The 16,673-nt window shown below is 60.2% G+C and carries 13 protein-coding genes; 7 read left to right on the top strand and 6 right to left on the bottom strand.

The genetic code is table 11. The annotated features are described in order from the left end of the window. The first annotated feature begins 117 nt into the window (after positions 1-117). The 7 genes from ACSYTG_RS04025 (at position 118) to ACSYTG_RS03995 (ending at position 9,253) form a co-directional block, all read left to right on the top strand. Positions 118-2,178 (top strand): FUSC family protein, encoded by a 2,061-nt coding sequence (locus tag ACSYTG_RS04025; RefSeq protein WP_233129045.1) that lies wholly within the window; start codon positions 118-120, stop codon positions 2,176-2,178. 1 nt (position 2,179) lies between these two features. Then, positions 2,180-2,380, top strand: a complete 201-nt coding sequence (locus ACSYTG_RS04020) for a DUF1656 domain-containing protein (protein WP_086645545.1) — start codon at positions 2,180-2,182, stop codon at positions 2,378-2,380. A gap of 15 nt (positions 2,381-2,395) precedes the next feature. Beyond that, positions 2,396-3,358, top strand: coding sequence for an HlyD family secretion protein (locus ACSYTG_RS04015; RefSeq protein WP_095349985.1), 963 nt, complete (start codon positions 2,396-2,398; stop codon positions 3,356-3,358). A gap of 45 nt (positions 3,359-3,403) precedes the next feature. Continuing rightward, entirely contained in the window at positions 3,404-4,174 is a 771-nt protein-coding gene (locus ACSYTG_RS04010) for a GIN domain-containing protein (protein ID WP_489783042.1), read from the top strand. 56 nt (positions 4,175-4,230) lie between these two features. Further along, positions 4,231-7,566: an efflux RND transporter permease subunit gene (locus ACSYTG_RS04005; protein WP_489783043.1), complete on the top strand. Its 3,336-nt coding sequence runs from the start codon at positions 4,231-4,233 to the stop codon at positions 7,564-7,566. An 83-nt stretch (positions 7,567-7,649) separates the two neighbouring features. Beyond that, complete coding sequence (locus tag ACSYTG_RS04000; RefSeq protein ID WP_025826566.1) at positions 7,650-7,886, top strand: DUF3297 family protein; 237 nt, start codon at positions 7,650-7,652, stop codon at positions 7,884-7,886. Between the two features lie 107 nt (positions 7,887-7,993). Then, a complete protein-coding gene (locus tag ACSYTG_RS03995; RefSeq protein ID WP_489783044.1) occupies positions 7,994-9,253 on the top strand; it encodes an NAD(P)/FAD-dependent oxidoreductase in 1,260 nt (419 codons plus the stop codon). A gap of 139 nt (positions 9,254-9,392) precedes the next feature. On the opposite strand, the gene ACSYTG_RS03990 is transcribed toward ACSYTG_RS03995, so the two are convergent. The 6 genes from ACSYTG_RS03990 to ribD all read right to left on the bottom strand — a co-directional run bounded on the left by ACSYTG_RS03990 (position 9,393) and on the right by ribD (position 16,658). Continuing rightward, positions 9,393-11,987, bottom strand: a complete 2,595-nt coding sequence (locus ACSYTG_RS03990) for an MMPL family transporter (protein WP_095349988.1) — start codon at positions 11,985-11,987, stop codon at positions 9,393-9,395. A gap of 109 nt (positions 11,988-12,096) precedes the next feature. Next, a complete protein-coding gene (locus ACSYTG_RS03985; protein WP_489783045.1) occupies positions 12,097-13,107 on the bottom strand; it encodes a lysylphosphatidylglycerol synthase domain-containing protein in 1,011 nt (336 codons plus the stop codon). Between the two features lie 54 nt (positions 13,108-13,161). Further along, positions 13,162-13,650 (bottom strand): 6,7-dimethyl-8-ribityllumazine synthase, encoded by a 489-nt coding sequence (gene ribH, locus ACSYTG_RS03980; protein ID WP_086645552.1) that lies wholly within the window; start codon positions 13,648-13,650, stop codon positions 13,162-13,164. A gap of 46 nt (positions 13,651-13,696) precedes the next feature. Next, a complete protein-coding gene (ribB, locus tag ACSYTG_RS03975) occupies positions 13,697-15,037 on the bottom strand; it encodes a 3,4-dihydroxy-2-butanone-4-phosphate synthase (RefSeq protein WP_489783046.1) in 1,341 nt (446 codons plus the stop codon). Beyond that, the gene (locus ACSYTG_RS03970; protein ID WP_489783047.1) at positions 15,022-15,624 is read right to left on the bottom strand and encodes a riboflavin synthase; all 603 of its coding nucleotides are present in this window, start codon (positions 15,622-15,624) and stop codon (positions 15,022-15,024) included. Before ACSYTG_RS03970 ends, ribB begins: the two co-directional genes overlap by 16 nt. Beyond that, the gene (gene ribD / locus ACSYTG_RS03965; RefSeq protein ID WP_489783048.1) at positions 15,606-16,658 is read right to left on the bottom strand and encodes a bifunctional diaminohydroxyphosphoribosylaminopyrimidine deaminase/5-amino-6-(5-phosphoribosylamino)uracil reductase RibD; all 1,053 of its coding nucleotides are present in this window, start codon (positions 16,656-16,658) and stop codon (positions 15,606-15,608) included. The genes ACSYTG_RS03970 and ribD overlap by 19 nt, the downstream gene beginning before the upstream one ends. Positions 16,659-16,673: the final 15 nt, after the last annotated feature.

Here is a 16,673-nt window from a genome sequence, read left to right as displayed (position 1 = left end):
TCCCTCAAACATTATATTTTATTTTAATATGCGCCTGACAATACGGATTCGGGTGCAATCCTTACTCAGTGGCCACAACAAAAGCAGACCCAAATGACCGCTGAGAAAACAGCTTTCATGCACAGACCTGGGTGGAAGGGCTGGTTCCTCCAGCTCCCGCCCTCCGTGTTTTCTCCCGGCTGGTTCCTGTTCTGCCTGCGTACGTGGCTGTCTGCCGTGCTGGCATTGAGCACGGCGTTCTGGCTCCAGCTTTCCTCCCCCGGTACGGCGGCGGTTACGGTCATGATTCTGGCCCAGCCGTTGCGTGGGCAGGTTCTTTCCAAGGCACTTTACCGTCTGGCGGGCACCATTATCGGTGCGTTTGTCGCCCTTTTCCTGACCGCCTGCTTTAATCAGGAACGCGGGGTTTTTCTGGGTGGTGTGGCGTTGTGGCTAACCCTTTGCACCATTGTGGGCACACTGGAGCGCGACTTCCGGGCTTATGCGGCCATGCTCTCGGGCTATACGGTTGCCATTGTGGGGATCAGCTGCATTGATAACCCGGCAGGTATTTTTGACGTTACGGTTAACCGCGTGTCCTGCATTGTGGTGGGCATTGCCTCCACCGCCGCGATCAATGACATTTTTGGCTCCCCCACCGCGTTTGAAAAACTGACCGCCAACCTGCGCCGCACATCGGACATGGTGCGCCGCATTGCCAAGGATGCACTGGCTGGCCACAGCATTCCCGACAGCATGGCCTGCGCAGGCCTTGCGGGGGAAATTATTGCCCTGACATCGCAGATCTCCTTCGCCAAGACCGAACTGCCCGATGCACGGCTGCGGCTTGCAGGCGCACATTCGGCCATGGTGGCGCTGCTGGAAATGCTCTCGTGCAGCCAGGCCATTGCCCTTGTGCTGCGCAAGGGCGAGGTTTCGGCCACGGTGCTCAAGCACATCCGTGATTCCTTTGGTGATGGTACGCCAGTCGATTCCCCCGCACAGGCAGTGCATGATCTGGAAGACCTTGCGCGCGAGGCGCATAAAAACGAGCTCAGCCTCGGCCCAACGCTGGATGAAGCCTGGCTGATTGAACGCTCCATGGCTCTGCTGTCCGATGCACGCTGGGCGGTGGATGGCATAGATGCGTTTGAGCACGGCCAGCGCGCACGCACACAGGCCCCAGAGCTCAAGATTGAACAGCATGATGACGTCATTGCCGCACTGCTCAACGGCCTGCGCACGCTTATAGGCTTTTCCGTCGCGGCCGGACTGTGCATTATTTCCGATATTCCGGCAACGTATTCAGCACTGTCGCAGGTGGCCATTATCCTGACCCTTGCCGCCACAACCTACAATGTGCGCGGCTTTGGCATGGGGGCACTGCTGGGCACACCACTGGCCATTATTGTGGCCGCGGTGCTGAACTTTGGCATACTCCCCCACGGGGCGGACATGCCTTTTCTGGCCATGGCCATCATTCCCGTTATTTTTGGCGGCTGCCTGCTGCTCATGCACCCCAGAACAGCCACGGTCGGGTTTAACGCCGGGGTGTTCTTTTTTGTTATTCTTGGGGTCGCTGACCAGCAGAATTACGAGCCATCCGCTTTTATTGACCGTAATGTGCTGTACCTGTTTGCCGCGATCATGATCTTTATCTCGCTCGTGCTGCTGCTACCACCCTCCGCCTCCCGCAGGCGGTTCAGGGTGGGCATTACCATCGGGCATGATCTGCTGCTCCAGTTTGAAGGGCATGGTGAACAGGCCGGCTCCGCCCTGATCAGCCGCCACTACGACCGGCTGTGCCGTATTCTGGAATGGAACCGTTACCTGCCCGCCAACAAGGCACGCCAACGTGTTTTTGCCCGCCTTGCCAGCCTGGATACCCTCAACCTTGAACTGGCCCGCGCACGCCGCCACCTGCAACGCGCCGCCACCATTCCCGCTATCCGGCTGGATGCGGAATCCGCCTACCGCGCCACCATTATCTACAACGTGGATGCCGCTCTGGTGCGTATGCGGCACAAGGCCCGCATTCTGCTCGACCATGCCATTGGCCTGCCCCATGGGCAGATGGCCACAGCCCTTGCTGCGGTTTCTGCCATGGTGGGTGCAATCCGCCTGCTTGAACACAACCGTTCCGCCCTGCACCTGTATGACCTGCTGCCCGTGCCGGACCAGCAGTGGAAGGCCCGCTAACATGCAGCTCCAACCTGTTCTGGATATTGGGGGCCTGCTGGTGTCCTCCTTTGTGGTGCATGCGGGGCTGGCCATTGCCACCCTGCTGGCGCTTAACCCGCTTTTGGCCAAGGTACGCGCCCGCCGCGTGGTATGGAACCTGCCCTTGGCCGAATTTGGTATTCTGATCGGCCTTATCGGCCTTTACACCATCCTTTTGTGAAAGGGCTTTTCCGCCGTGTTTGAACGTGCGCGCCGCCTTCTGCAATTTGTTACGACCGGCATTATTCTGGCTATTGCAGCCGTGGTCTGCTTTGTCCTGTGGGATTACTATACCGCAGCACCCTGGACCCGTAACGGGCAGGTGCGCGTGCAGGTGGCCGACATTGCGCCGCGTGTTTCGGGGCAGATTATAGACATAAAGGTGCGCGACAACCAGTTTGTCCATGCGGGTGATGTTCTGTACGACATTGATCCCTTTGACTTTAAGGTGGATGTGGCCTCCGCTACCGCTCTGGTGAATGAGCGGCAGGCGGATATGGTGCTCAAAAACGCGCAGGAATACCGGCGCAACAACCTGACCGACGCCGCAGCCTCCCGCGAGGAAAAACAGGTGTTCCAGGCCACGGCGGAAGTTGCAAAGGCGCAGTATGCCTCGGCCATGGCGGCTCTTTCGCAGGCCAATATCAACCTTGACCGAACTCATGTGCGCAGCACCGTAACCGGTTACGTCAACAACCTGATCATGCGTGTGGGGGACTATGCCACCGCAGGCAAGGCGAACATTCAGGTCATTGATGCTTCCTCCTACTGGGTGGACGGATATTTTGAGGAAACCAAAATCCGCTCCATCCATATTGGTGACCGCGCCCGGCTGGACCTTATGGGCTACCGCCAGCCCATGTGGGGGCATATCACCAGCATTACCCGCGGGATTGCCACCCCCAATGCAACACCTTCCACACAGGGCCTGCCATCGGTGGACCCGGTCTATACCTGGGTGCGGCTGGCACAGCGTATTCCCGTCCGTGTGCAGATCGACAGCATCCCCCCCGGCACCCAGCTTGCCGCGGGTATGACCACCACAGTCACCATTGTTGGCAGCAAGGGCAAACGTGCCCATGATTCCCTGACCGAAGCACTGGACAGGCTGCATGATGCCCTTATGGGCGGCACAGGCGGGAACGGCGCACGGCATTAGGATAGAGTATGGACGCCCGCCCCCCATGCTGGCACAAACGCAGGCATGTACCATTCCTTTGCCCTGCCCTGCCGTACTGCCATGTTCTGCGCCCTTGCCCTGTGCCTGAGCGCGGGCGCACAGGCGCGGACCATACCCGGCCAGCGCGTACAGGTCAGTGCTCCCTGCCTGAGCACCCTGCATGTTGTAACCGACAACACCCTGTCTGACGGAGTGGACATTCCGGGGGCATGGCCCGCAGGCCTGCAAAGCTCCACCGCGGCAGATGGCACCATCACCCTGACACAGACGGACTGCGCCAGCGGGCAGAGCCTTGAACTGCACACACCATCGGCCATGCCGCTGGCCATAGACAGCCCGCAGGCAACCCGCATTGTTATTGACGGCCGTAAAGGTTCCATGTCCATCCAGTCCGGCTCGGGGGGGATTGAGCTGGGCCGGACCGGGCCGATTGATCTGGCATCGGACTCCTCGGGGCCTATCCGCATTGACACACTGGCAGGCTCGGCGCGCCTGCGCTCCACCACCTCCGCCCCCATTACCATCCGCCAGGTCAAGGCTCCGGCTCTGGCCGTCTATCTGGCCGGCACAGCCAGCCTGAGCGCACCTGCGGGAAAACTCAAGGCGCTGGACATCAACAACGCTGGCAAGGGCAATGCCAGTTTTGGCGGCACCACGGGTGTTGCCGCCCTGCATGTGCAGGGGAGTGGCAACATCAGTGTCCACAAAGCCACCGGCACCGTGGCAACGGAGCGTGATGGCAAGGGGCGGATTGATGTCAACTTACCCGATGCCTCCCCCACGCAGCAGAACTAGCACGACCGGGTCAACACACACCTTAACTACCCCGCAAAGCCAGAGGAGCCCTGCCGGTGTCTTTTAGTCGGCTGTTCATCATGCGCCCCGTTGGCACAACCCTTATGGCGGTTGCGTTTATGGTGGCGGGTCTTTTTGCCTACCGCGCCATGCCGGTAGCGGACCTGCCCAATATTTCCGTTCCGGTCATATACGTTATTGCCTCCCAGCCCGGCAGTTCTCCCCAGCAGTTGGCCAGTGCGGTAACCACCCCGCTGGAGCGCAGGCTTGGCCAGATTGCGGGCGTAAGCAGCATGCGCTCGGACACAACGGATTCCAGCGCATTTATCCTGCTGTTCTTTGACAATAACCGTGACATCAATGGTGCCGCGCGGGACGTGGAGGCCGCCCTGCGCGCGGCAAGGGCGGACATGCCCCACACGCTGCTCGACCAGCCGCAGTATTACAAAGCCAATCCATCGGATAGCCCGATCATGGTTGCGGCCCTTACATCGGCCACACGCAACGCCACGGCCCTGCGGGATCTGGGGGAGACACACCTCAAACCCATGCTGGCCGGGGTTAAGGGGGTTGGCTGGGTCGATGTTGTGGGCTCGGACAAGCCCGCCATCCGTGTGGAAGTGAACCCCCAGCTCCTCTACCAGTACGGGATCGGGTTTGAGGATGTCCGCTCGGCCCTTGCATCAGCCAACGCCAATACGCCCAAAGGGTTCATAGAAACCGGGGGCCAGCGGCTAACACTCCAGACCAATGATCAGGCCCACAGCCCCGAGCAGTACCGTGATCTGGTAATCGGTTACCGCAATAACCGGCCCGTGCGGCTGAGCAGCGTGGCAACAGTACGCTCCGGCCCGCAGAATGAACGCACGGCGGGCTGGTACAACAAGCAGCCTGCCGTGCTGGCCATTATCCGCGCACAACCGGGCACAAATGTTATTGAAGTCACCGACGCCATTCGCGCGCGCGCGGTCCTGCTGCGCAATGCCCTGCCTGCGGATGTTGCGTTTACGCTGGTCTCGGACCGCTCCGTATCCATCCGTGGCGCTCTGGAGGACACGCAGGAAACCCTGCTTGGTTCCGTCCTGCTGGTCGTTCTGGTCGTGCTGGCATTTTTGCGGAGCTGGCGCTCCACCTTTATTCCCGCCGTTACGGTGCCGGTCTCGCTCGCGGGGTCTCTGGCCTTCATGCACCTGCTGGGCTTCTCACTCGATACGCTCTCACTCATGGCGCTGACCATTGCCACCGGCTTTGTGGTGGATGATGCCATTGTGGTGGTGGAAAACATTGCCCGCCACATGGAAGAGGGCATGAACCGCATGCAGGCCACCTTACAAGGTGCGCAGGAAATCGGTTTTACCATTCTGTCCATCACCATTTCCCTTATCGCGGTGTTTCTGCCCCTGCTGCTGATGGGGGGCATTGCCGGCAAGATATTTTTTGAATTCGCCATGACCCTGACCATTGCTGTCTCGGTCTCGTTTTTTCTGGCGGTCTCGCTCACCCCCATGATGTGCGCGCGGTTTCTGGACGTGGCCCCCGGCCCACAGGCTCCAGCGCAGCGTTCTGCCAACCCGTTTGTGCGGGCCGCCCATCTGCTGGCCGACGCCACGGACCACGCCATGGCATGGATGATGCGGCTCTACCGCTCCACGCTGGACGTTGCCCTGCGCCACCCGTGGCTGACGCTGCTTTCGCTCCCGCTCAGCTTTGTGGCAACCATCGGGCTGATCTTCATCATCCCCAAAACCGTTCTGCCTGCGGAGGATATTGCTCTTTTGCAGGGGTATCTGAGCGTGGACCAGACCTCCTCCTTTTCCGCCATGTCGGCCAAGACCCGCACGGTGCTTGATGCCATGCAGGCAGCTCCGGGCGTGGAGGGCGTCATCGGCTTTACGGGCGAAGACGCCGCAAACGAAGCAGAGGTCTATGCCCAGCTCAAACCCAAAAACCAGCGGACGCAAACCCCAGAAGCCATTGCCGATGCCATACAGCAGACCGTGCGCACCATACCGGGGCTTACGGCCAGCATTTCCAATGCGGGTGATATTAACGGCGGCGGCCAGCGCGTGCATGAAGGCGCATACAGCTTTGTCTTCCGCAGCGAAAACGAGGCCGATATTGACCAGTGGGTGCCCCGCGTAACCGAAGCCCTGCGCAACAGTGCGGTTTTAAGCGGGGTTAGCAGCCATACGGTGGGGCATGGCATGGCACTGCATGTGCTGATCAACCGCGACAATGCCGCCCGCTACCAGATTACCCCCCAGCTTATTGGCAATGCCCTGTACGATGCGTATGGCCAACGCACGGCATCCAGCATTTCCACCCCGCTCACCACTTATTACGTGATCATGGAGGTGCAGAAGCAGTTCCGTGACAACCCGGAAATGCTGAAAACCCTGTGGGTATCCACCGCTGGTGGCACGGCATCGGGTGCTGTGGCCTCCAACACCATTCGGGTACGCAAACCTGCCGATGCCCCTGCCGCCCGCAGCGACAGCCTTTCAGAACAGTCCTTCCGCAATGCCATTGCCAACAGGCTGGCAGGGGGTGGGGCCGGGGCTTCCAACGGTTCGGCCGTTTCCGCAACATCCGAAACCATGGTGCCCCTGCCCACGGTTGCACGCATAGCCAGCGCCCCCACACCGCTACAGGTCAGCCACGAAAACGGTTTTGTCTCTGGTGCGCTCTCCTTCGACCTTGCTGCCGGCCACTCGCTGAGCGAGGCAGAGGCCGAAATCCGCCAGACCATGCGCAACCTGCATGCCCCCGAAAGCCTGAAAGGTGATTTTTCAGGCGAAGCGGGCGATCTGCACAAGGACCTGGTCAACGAAGCTCTGGTGTTTGTTGCCGCCATTGCCACCATGTACATCACACTGGGTATTCTGTACGAAAGCTACATTCAGCCCCTGACCATTCTTTCCACCCTGCCTTCGGCCGCCTTTGGGGCTGTGCTTACGCTCTGGCTGTGCGGGCAACCGTTCTCGCTCATCAGCATGATTGCGGTGATCATGCTCGTAGGCATTGTTAAAAAAAATGCCATCTTAATGATCGACTTTGCCCTGCATGCCGAGCGGACCCAGAACCTGCCCCCGCATGAGGCCATAAAAACAGCCTGCCTGACCCGCTTCCGCCCCATTCTCATGACCACCATGGCCGCAGCCTTTGCCGCCATACCCATGATTATAGGGCGCGGCTATGGGGCGGAACTGCGCCTGCCCCTTGGCGTTGCCATTCTGGGCGGGCTGGCAACCAGCCAGTTGCTTACCCTGTATTCCACCCCTGTTGTGTATCTGCTCATGCACCGGCTGGCAGCTTTTGCCCGCAGAGCCGCAACATGGCTCCAGCGCAAACTGGCTGGCTGGGCAGGCACCCACCCCAATACTGCGCCATAACACGGCGGGCATTGCATGGCCTTTCTGCTCAAAAGCTTTTAAAACACCGTTTGAACAACCGTTTTACCAAGGAAGTGTCCATTATGTCCGATGCAATGCCTGACCGTCTTTCCGTCAACCCCAACAGCGAGTTCTATAACGAAGCCCTGCTTGAGCGCGGCGTTGGCGTGCGGTTCAAAGGCGTGGAAAAAACCAATGTTGAAGAATACTGCGTGAGCGAAGGCTGGGTACGCGTTGCCGTTGGCAAAACCGTGGACCGCCGTGGCAACGCCCTGACCATGAAGCTGAATGGCCCGGTTGAGGTCTGGCTTAAGGACTGACCTTCCGCCAGCACATGGCACACTGACAATTAAATACTTTATTTAATTGTCAGTGTTTGGAATAGTGTCACGCATAGTTCAAGGCAGACCAGAAGGAACACCATGCCATGACCCAGACAGCACCCAGCACGGAAGCCGATCTCCGGCACACCATTGTTATTGTTGGCGGCGGGTCCGCTGGCATTGCCGTTGCAGCCAAGCTGCTGCGTGAGCGCCCCACGCTGGACGTGGCCATTATTGACACCGCGACAACCCACGCCTACCAGCCCGGCTGGACACTGGTTGGTGCCGGGGTCATGAAGCTGCGCGACACGCTGGAACAGGAAGGCGGGCTTATTCCCAAAGGCTGCACATGGCTGCGTGCTGCCGTAAGCACCTTTGAGCCCGAGAGCAACACCCTGACCCTGGCCGACGGACGCACCGTTGCCTATGGCCGCCTGGTTGTCTGCCCCGGCCTGCAGCTTGACTGGGACAAGATTGAAGGCCTGAGCGAAACACTGGGCCGCAATGGCGTATGCTCCAACTATTCCAAAGACACGGTGGAATATACCTGGACCTGCATCCAGTCCCTTGCCGGGGGCACAGCCCTGTTCACCCAGCCCCCCATGCCGATCAAATGCGCTGGTGCTCCGCAGAAAATTGCCTATCTGGCCGCAGATCACTGGCGCAAGCAGGGCACACTGAACCGCACCAACGTAGACTTCTGCCTTGCGGGCGATGCGCTGTTTGGCGTGGCCTATTTCCGCCCCGCGCTGCAGCAGGCGGTGGATTATTACGGCATTAACCTGCAGTACAAACATAATCTGATTGCCGTGAACGGCCCCGAGCGCAAGGCAACCTTTGCGGTTACCGGCCCCGATGGCAAGGTGACAAAAGTGGTGCGTGAGTTTGACATGCTCCACGTCACCCCGCCCCAGAGCGCGCCTGACTTCGTTAAAAAAAGCCCGCTGGCCGATGCTGCCGGCTGGCTGGATGTGAACGCCACAACACTCCAGCACGCCAAATACCCCACCATCTTTGGTATCGGGGATGTCATGAACACCTCCAACGCCAAAACCATGGCAGCCGCACGTGCACAGACCCCTGTGGTCGTCCGCAACGTTCTGGCCTCTCTGGATGGTCGCCCACTGAGCGGGCAATATGACGGGTACGGCGCATGCCCGCTGACCGTGGCTTACGGCAAGATCGTGCTGGCCGAGTTCCTGTACGGCGGCAAACCAGCTCCGAGCTTCCCCTACGACCAGCGCAAGCCCAGCCGGTTTGCATGGTTCCTCAAAACCACCGTGTTCCCCCATGTTTACTGGGACATGATGCTCAAAGGCCGCGACATTGAAATGCCGCACCACCCGGAATGGTCCAAGGACTGATACTTCTCCCCCTGCCCCACCGGGTTCAACCCGTGGGGCAGAGAGTGTGAATAAGCCCATAAAAAAACCTCCCCAGTTACGGGGAGGTTTTTTTTATGCCCTAGGGGCAACTGCCATATGTGGCCGAAATGCCTCCGGCTCACTCCTCATCAATAGCGCGTTTGGGGAGCAGAGCTGGCACAAACACCAAAGTCCCCAGAAGCGTGCAGGCCAGAGAGAGCAACAGCAAACGCCCCATGCTGGCCGTGCCCGGGTGGTGCGAAAGGGCAAGCGAGCCAAAGGCCGTGCCCGTGGTCAGGGCAGAAAACAGCACGGCTCGTGCGGTGGGGGATGCCAGCGGGAATTTAACCCCATCGCGCCAGTTCATGACAAAATAGATGTTGAAGGATACGCCCACACCAAGCAGCAACGGCAATGCAATAATGTTGGCGAAGTTAAGCGTTTCTGGCAGCAGCACGACCAGAATAACCGTCATCAGCGCAGACAGCAGCAGCGGGGCCAGCACAAGCGCCATATCCTTGATCCGGCGCAGAGCGATCATGAGGATAATGGCGATCATGACCACGGCGGCCCCGGCGGCCTGTTCGAACGCACGCACAATGGAGCGCGCGCTTTCCACAATATCCACCGCCGTACCGGCCATATCGGGCTCAACCTTCTGCAAGGACCCGACAAACTTGCGCAATGCGCCTGAGCTGCTCATCACCCCTTTGGGGTGTACTTCCACAAGAGCGCGACCATCGGGGAGCAGATAGTCGTTCGCAATGCTTGGGGGCACATCATGCATGGTAACAGGCCCAGCCTGCAGCATGGTCCGCAACTGATCCAGCTCCGGTGGCAAAAACCGTACCAGAGCAGTATTGGCGGCCTCCACCGTGGCATCGGGGGCTGTAGCCAGACGGGCCAGAGCAGCCTGAATCCTGCGCAACGGGTCATTGGCAGGCAGCTTGTCCTGTACTTCCGCCAGAGCTTTGGCGGTGCTGGCCGCTGCTGCACGCAGGGCGGCGGCATCTGGCGCAGGTTTGGGGTTTGGCACAATCAGCGTTGGCAGCAGCAGGGATGCGGCATCCTGAATAAGAGCAAGTTTTTCAGGCTGCTGCGTAGGCACATATGAGCCGAGCCACATGACATCATGCACATCGGGCAGTTCATCCAGCCGATCAGCCTGTTTTGCTGCGTCATCCAGAGACTTCACCAGCAGTTCCGCGCTGTAGGGGGATGTCTGCGGGTTATCAATCAGCAGGCTGAGGGCGCGCATCCCTTCGGAATTAGGGTTTTTGGTGTGCAGCGGGTCGCCATCAAACTGCAAGGCCGGCACCAGCGCCAACCCGATAACGGCCACCACACCAAAAAAGGCCAGCAGCCATTTGCGATGCTGGCGGATTTTGGTGTCCACCGGCTTCATCCACACATACCCCATGCTGGGGCAGTTAAGCGGCGGGTGGCAGATGCAAAGCAGTGCAGGCAGCAAGGTGGTGGTGCAGACAAAAGCCACCAGCATGCCAATACCCGCAATAAGCCCCAACTGGGCCACACCCAGAAAAGCGGTGGGCGTAAACGCCAGAAAGCCTGCGGAGGTCGCAAGGGAGGCAACCAGAATCTGATGCCCCGTTTCCTCCCCTGTCATGCGCAGGGCTTCGTACATGCCTTCCTTGCCGGTAGCGGTGGGGATCTGTGCACGGAAACGGACAGAAAACTGGATGGCAAAATCCACCGCAATCCCCACAAACAGAATGGCGAATGCGACCGAAATCAGGTTAAGCGTGCCAACCGCCACGGCGGCAAAGCCCGTGGTCAGCAGCAGCCCCACAACCAGCGTAACCACAATAGGCAGCACCACACGCCAGGAGCGCACGGCAAGCGTAAGCCACAGCGTTACCAGCAGCAAAGAACCCACAAGCCCGGCCACCATGCCCTCGGCCACGGTTGCGAACTCTTCATCATCCAGCTGGACCTGCCCGGTCAGGTGGACCTTGGCGTGGCCGCTGCGTACGAACTCAAGGTTCTTGATCACGGCACGCATGGCGTCCGTGGCCTCACCCCCGGGCTGGAAGGAGCCATAGTCCAGAATGGGCTGGGTCATGACAAACTGGTAGCGCCCGGCAAGGTCAGACAACTGCCCCCCGAGCAGACGCTGCCACGAGAGAGGGGATGCCTGACCATCCGCCGCTTTTTCCAGCGTATTGGCAAAGCCGGTCAGCGGTGTCTGAAAACCGGCCAGATTGGCCTGTCCGGTCTTGACCCCTTCTGCAATCAGGGAGAGCGCACCAAAAAGCCCACGGGCGGAAGGGTCCTGCGCAAGGGCGGATAGGAAGGGCTGCGCGGCAATCGTGTCGTTCAGGATGCCCGCAAGGGGTTTGGGCTCCAGAAACATAAGCCCGTTGCGCTCAAGGTACGGGTTGGCATCCGGCCGGTTGGCAAAGGCAAAGTGTTTGTGATCCGCTGCCAGCGCTTCGGCCAGTTTGCGTGCGGTTTCCTGCCCTTCTTCTGGCAGGTCGGCTTCCACCACCGCGACCAGAAGATTCTCTTTTTGCGGGAACAGGCGGGCCATTTCATCCGAGCGCTGCTTCCACTGCAAACGGGGGGAGAGCATTTTGCTCGTATCCGTGGTCACGCCAAGCTGGGTCATGCCCGCATAAACGCCAGCGCCTGACAGCACGCAAAAGAGTGCCACGACCAGCCAAGCATGGCGCGCACAAAGGGTGATAAAACGACCTATGGGTGCAAAGAGCATGATAAACGACAGGATCCTAGAAAAGTCATGGCGTCAGGCACAAAACCGCCTTGGTTTGCCTAACCGCTTCGCACGATGCAAGTGACTATCTGCGCAAGCCACTCTTCTTTTACCGCCCGGAGTGCGGAAAATGGGATTTTTCCGGGCCATCCCGGTGGTCCGACCATGTGTGCTCCAGCCATTGCCACAGCACCAGTGCTGGCACGCCCCAAGCAATTTCGCGCAGGCGCTTGATCAGCGAGAGCGCAATGGCAACGGGTGGGGCAATACCAAACAGCCCGCCGACCACCATATAGCCCCCTTCCGACACCCCCAGTGCTCCGGGCACGGCAAACCCTGCGGATTTGGCGGCTTCCCCCACACCTTCAATAACAAAGCCGGTCGCCAAAGAGCAGTCATGGCCCATAAAATGCAGGATCAGGCAGACCTCCACCGCCCCCAGCGCCCATGCGGCAAACTGGAGGATCAGGCTGCTCACCGCATTGTTGCGGGTCTTGTACAGGCCCAGCACTTCCTGATGAATCCCGCGAATACCCTCAACCCCGCCCCAACCCAGGTGGGCGGCAATCCGCTCCAGCAGTTTTTCCACCAGAGCAACGGCACCAAGCCACTGGCTGGCAAATACGGCTATGCCAATCACGGCAAGAACAAGGGCACTTTCAAGCAGTCTGTCGGTCACAGCCGAACGCTGGACCAGGACAAGCAGCAAAAGCAGCCCCGCTACCGTAAACAGAACCTGACTGAGCAGTTCAATCGTAAGGTCACAGATTGTCGCCGCTGCTGCGCGGCGCAAACCCAGCCCCCGCCGGGATAACAGGCGGCTGGCCACCACCTCCCCACCAACCTGCGCCACGGGAAGCAGGTTGTTTACCCCCTCACGCACACAGCGGAGCATGAAAAAATCACGCAGGGGCAGATGGGGCGGCAGGTCACGGCGCGCAATAATGCGCCATGCCTGCGCGGAGAGAGACACCTGAACGGCATGAAAGACAATGGCGGCAAGGATTCCCCAGCCGCCAGTCATGACAAGCGCAAAAATGGCCTGCGCGCCAAAGCGCGAGAGCATCCATAATGTCAGGCCAAGCCCCAGAATGCCGGCCACAAGAGTGATGCGCTTCATGCAGTCTCCCCATTTCATGCCAGAGCTGGCGCTTACTCCGGCATGCCGCTCCTTTTATCCCTCCCTGATCTGACGCAGGAGGGCAAGAGATTCCACACAGGCGGCGGCGGCTTCACGCCCTTTATTATGCACATCATCCGCAGAACGCACAGTTGCCTGTTCTTCTGTGTAGGTTGTGAGAATACCAAATGCCACCGGCACCTCGGTTGCAAGGCTGGCCTGCACAATGCCCAGAGTGGCCCCAAGGCTGATAAATTCAAAATGCGCGGTATCGCCCTTGACCACACAGCCAAGGCAGATCACCCCTTCATACCGCCCGGTCTTGGCCAGTGCCTGCGCCAGCAGCGGCATTTCAAACGCGCCGGGGGCTGCAAACACATCGCCTTCAGCCACGGCAATGCCGTGTTCGCCCAGCCATGCAATGGCGCCATCCCGCAGGCCACCTGTCACCGTCTCATTAAACCGGCTGACAACCAGTGCCAGACGGGGTGCGGGGGAAAGGGCCTTGAGGTCAGGCAGAGTAACGGGGGAACGTGTACCCATAAGTCGTATTATCCTTTTGAATCACTGCGTCTTGAATACAGACAGCTCAGGCAGGAACCTTGTGCACAACGGGGGACGGTGCATCGCAGCTCAGGTGGTGGCCCATGCGTTTGCGTTTGGCATGCAGGTAGGCACGGTTGAACATGTTGGCCGGAATTTCCAGCCCCAGTCTTTTACGCACCACAAAGCCCCGGCTTTCCAGTGCCCGGACCTTCTCGGGGTTGTTGGTCAGCAGGTCGAGCTGGCCCACACCAAGGCTGCGCAGTATGCCTGCCGCTGCACGCCAGTCGCGCGCATCGGTTGCAAAGCCGAGCCTGTGATTGGCTTCAACCGTATCCAGCCCGGCATCTTGCAATTCGTAAGCGCGTATCTTGTTCACAAGGCCAATGCCGCGCCCTTCATGCCCACGCACGTAAACCAGCACCCCGCACTCGGCCTGCCCGATGGCCTGCAACGCTGCCTGAAGCTGGGACCCGCAATCGCACCGCAGGGAGCCGAGCGCATCGCCGGTCACACATTCGGAATGCAGGCGCACCAGCGGCACCGGGCCGCTGGGGCGGACATCCCCCTTGACCAGCGCAACATGCTCCACGCCTTTTTCGTCCCGGAAGGCGTGAATAACCAGCTCATTCCCACCATACACGCTAGGCAGGGCGGCCTTGGCCAGATCGGGCACAACGTCTTCCGCCGCGGGGGCTGCGGCCTGTGCGGGCTGTGGCTCCAGCGGTGCCAGACCATGCGCGCCAATCCATGCCACCAGTTCGGCAATGGAAATAATGGGCATGTCATGCTGCCGGGCAAACACATCCAGCTGAGGGCGGCGGGCCATTGTGCCGTCCTCGTTCAGAATTTCGCAGATCACGGCGGCGGGTTTGAGCCCGGCAAGGCGCAGCAGGTCAATCGAGCCTTCGGTATGGCCAATACGCGCCAGCACGCCACCGGGTTCGGCCCGCAGGGGGAAGATATGCCCCGGGGAGGCAATATCTGCCGACGTAGCATCATCTGCCGTGGCAACCAGCACGGTCTGGGCACGATCGGCGGCGGAAATACCGGTGCTGACCCCCTCACGCGCCTCGATCGACACGGTAAACGCCGTGCCATACTGCGCGGTGTTGTCGCTCTGCCGCACCATCATGGGCAGTTCAAGCTGCTCTACGCGCTCGGCGGTCAGGGGCAGGCAGACCAGCCCACGGGCATGGGTGATCATGAAGTTCATGGCCTGCGGGGTCATGAATTGTGCCGCCATAACAAGGTCGCCCTCGTTTTCGCGGTCTTCATCATCCACCATCACAACCATGCGGCCCGCCCGCACGGCATCCAGCGCACGCAGCAGACGCTCGGAAGGCTGGAGCGGTGCGGTCTGCCCCTGTGTCATTTTGCCTGACATTGTGCCTCCACATATTTTGCAATGATATCCACTTCCACATTCACGGCATCCCCCACCCTGAGCGTACCCAGTGTGGTGTGGTCCCATGTGTGCGGAATGATCATGAGGGCGATGCGGAACTTACCGTCCTGCACCGGCCCCACTTCGTTCAGGGTCAGGCTAATCCCGTCCAGCGCGACCGAGCCTTTTTCCACCATGTAGCGGCGCAGCTCGGCAGGAATATCAAACTCCACGCGCCGGGCATCGCCCGAAGGTGTCGCCCCGACAAAACTGCCCAGCCCATCCACATGCCCCTGCACAATATGGCCGGACAGACGGGTGGACGGCGTTACCGCACGCTCCAGATTAACCCGGGACCCGGCCGCAAGGGAGCCCAGCATGGTGCGGTCCAGTGTTTCACTGCTGACAAAAAAGCGCACGGGCATATTCTGCGCCGGGGCAACGGCTGTCAGGCAGACACCATTGACGGCAATGCTCTCGCCCTCGGCCACGTCGGCCAGGCCAGTCTGCACTTCCAGCATAAGGGAGCGCGCACCCTGCTCGACTGCAAGGACCTGACCGAGAGATTCTATAATACCGGAAAACATGCCTGCTCCTGCGTGCATCGCGCCCATTGCGGAAAAAGGGAAAGGGGGGAGATGTCGTGTCGGGTTGAAACAGAAAAGTGGTCGCAGCCCTGCGCATCCTGCCGGATATGCAGCCAGTCATCCCACAACCCCTGCGCGCTGATCGCACGCAGCAGGGTGGGACCAGCCTCGACCATGACCCACAAGGCGGGCGTGCTGGCCAGCACTGCGGGCAGATCGGCGCAGTCGGGGCAGAACAGAACATCAAAGCGCGCCTGTGCCTGCTCCTGCCAGTGTGCGGGCACCTTGTTGGGCGCACCACACACCACCAGCACCCGCCGCCTGTTGGCGTGGTCTGGCACATGCCGCACGGTAAAGGCGGGCAGGTCGGCCTGTATTGTGCCTGTGCCTGTTACAATACCATCGGTTACGCGCCGCAGGGCGTGGGCGAACTCGAGCGATTGCCGGGTTGTAAACGTTGTGCTGCCAACCGGGGGCACCATGTTGCCCTGTGCATTAACCGCCTGTTTAACCGTAATCCACGGCCGCCCATGCACCATGCGCCATGCAAACGGGACCAGCAGAGCCTTGCAGCGCGCCAGACAGGCACCACCGTTGGCAGCATGGACCAGCCACCGCACATCCAGCCCTTTGGCCTGCAAATATGCAGCACCGCCACCGGGCACATGGGGGTTGGGGTCCGCGCAGCCAATCCACACCGTCTGTACGGGCGTGGATAAAAGCGCTTCCGTGCATGGCGGGGTGCGGCCGGTGTGATTGCACGGCTCCAGCGTAACCACAGCGGTATGGATCCGCTCCACCACACCCAGTGCGTGCGCCTGCTCCACAGCCAGACGCTCGGCATGCAATGCGCCTGCCTTGTGGTGGGCGGCAATAACCAGCACTTCCCCCCGTGCATCCAGCAGCACACACCCCACGGCGGGGTTTGGCGCGGTCTGCCCGGCAAAACGCCATGCTTCGGACACAGCCATATCAAAGGCCGCGCCAACATGCTCTGGCATAGTGTGGGGGAAAGGTTGAGAAATACTGTTCACCCTGGTGTCTCTTTT

Source organism: Acetobacter sp. ESL1128 (genome assembly GCF_058505085.1).
Note: the sequence above shows the minus strand (reverse complement) of the source record. Positions and strands in the feature narration are given on the sequence as shown.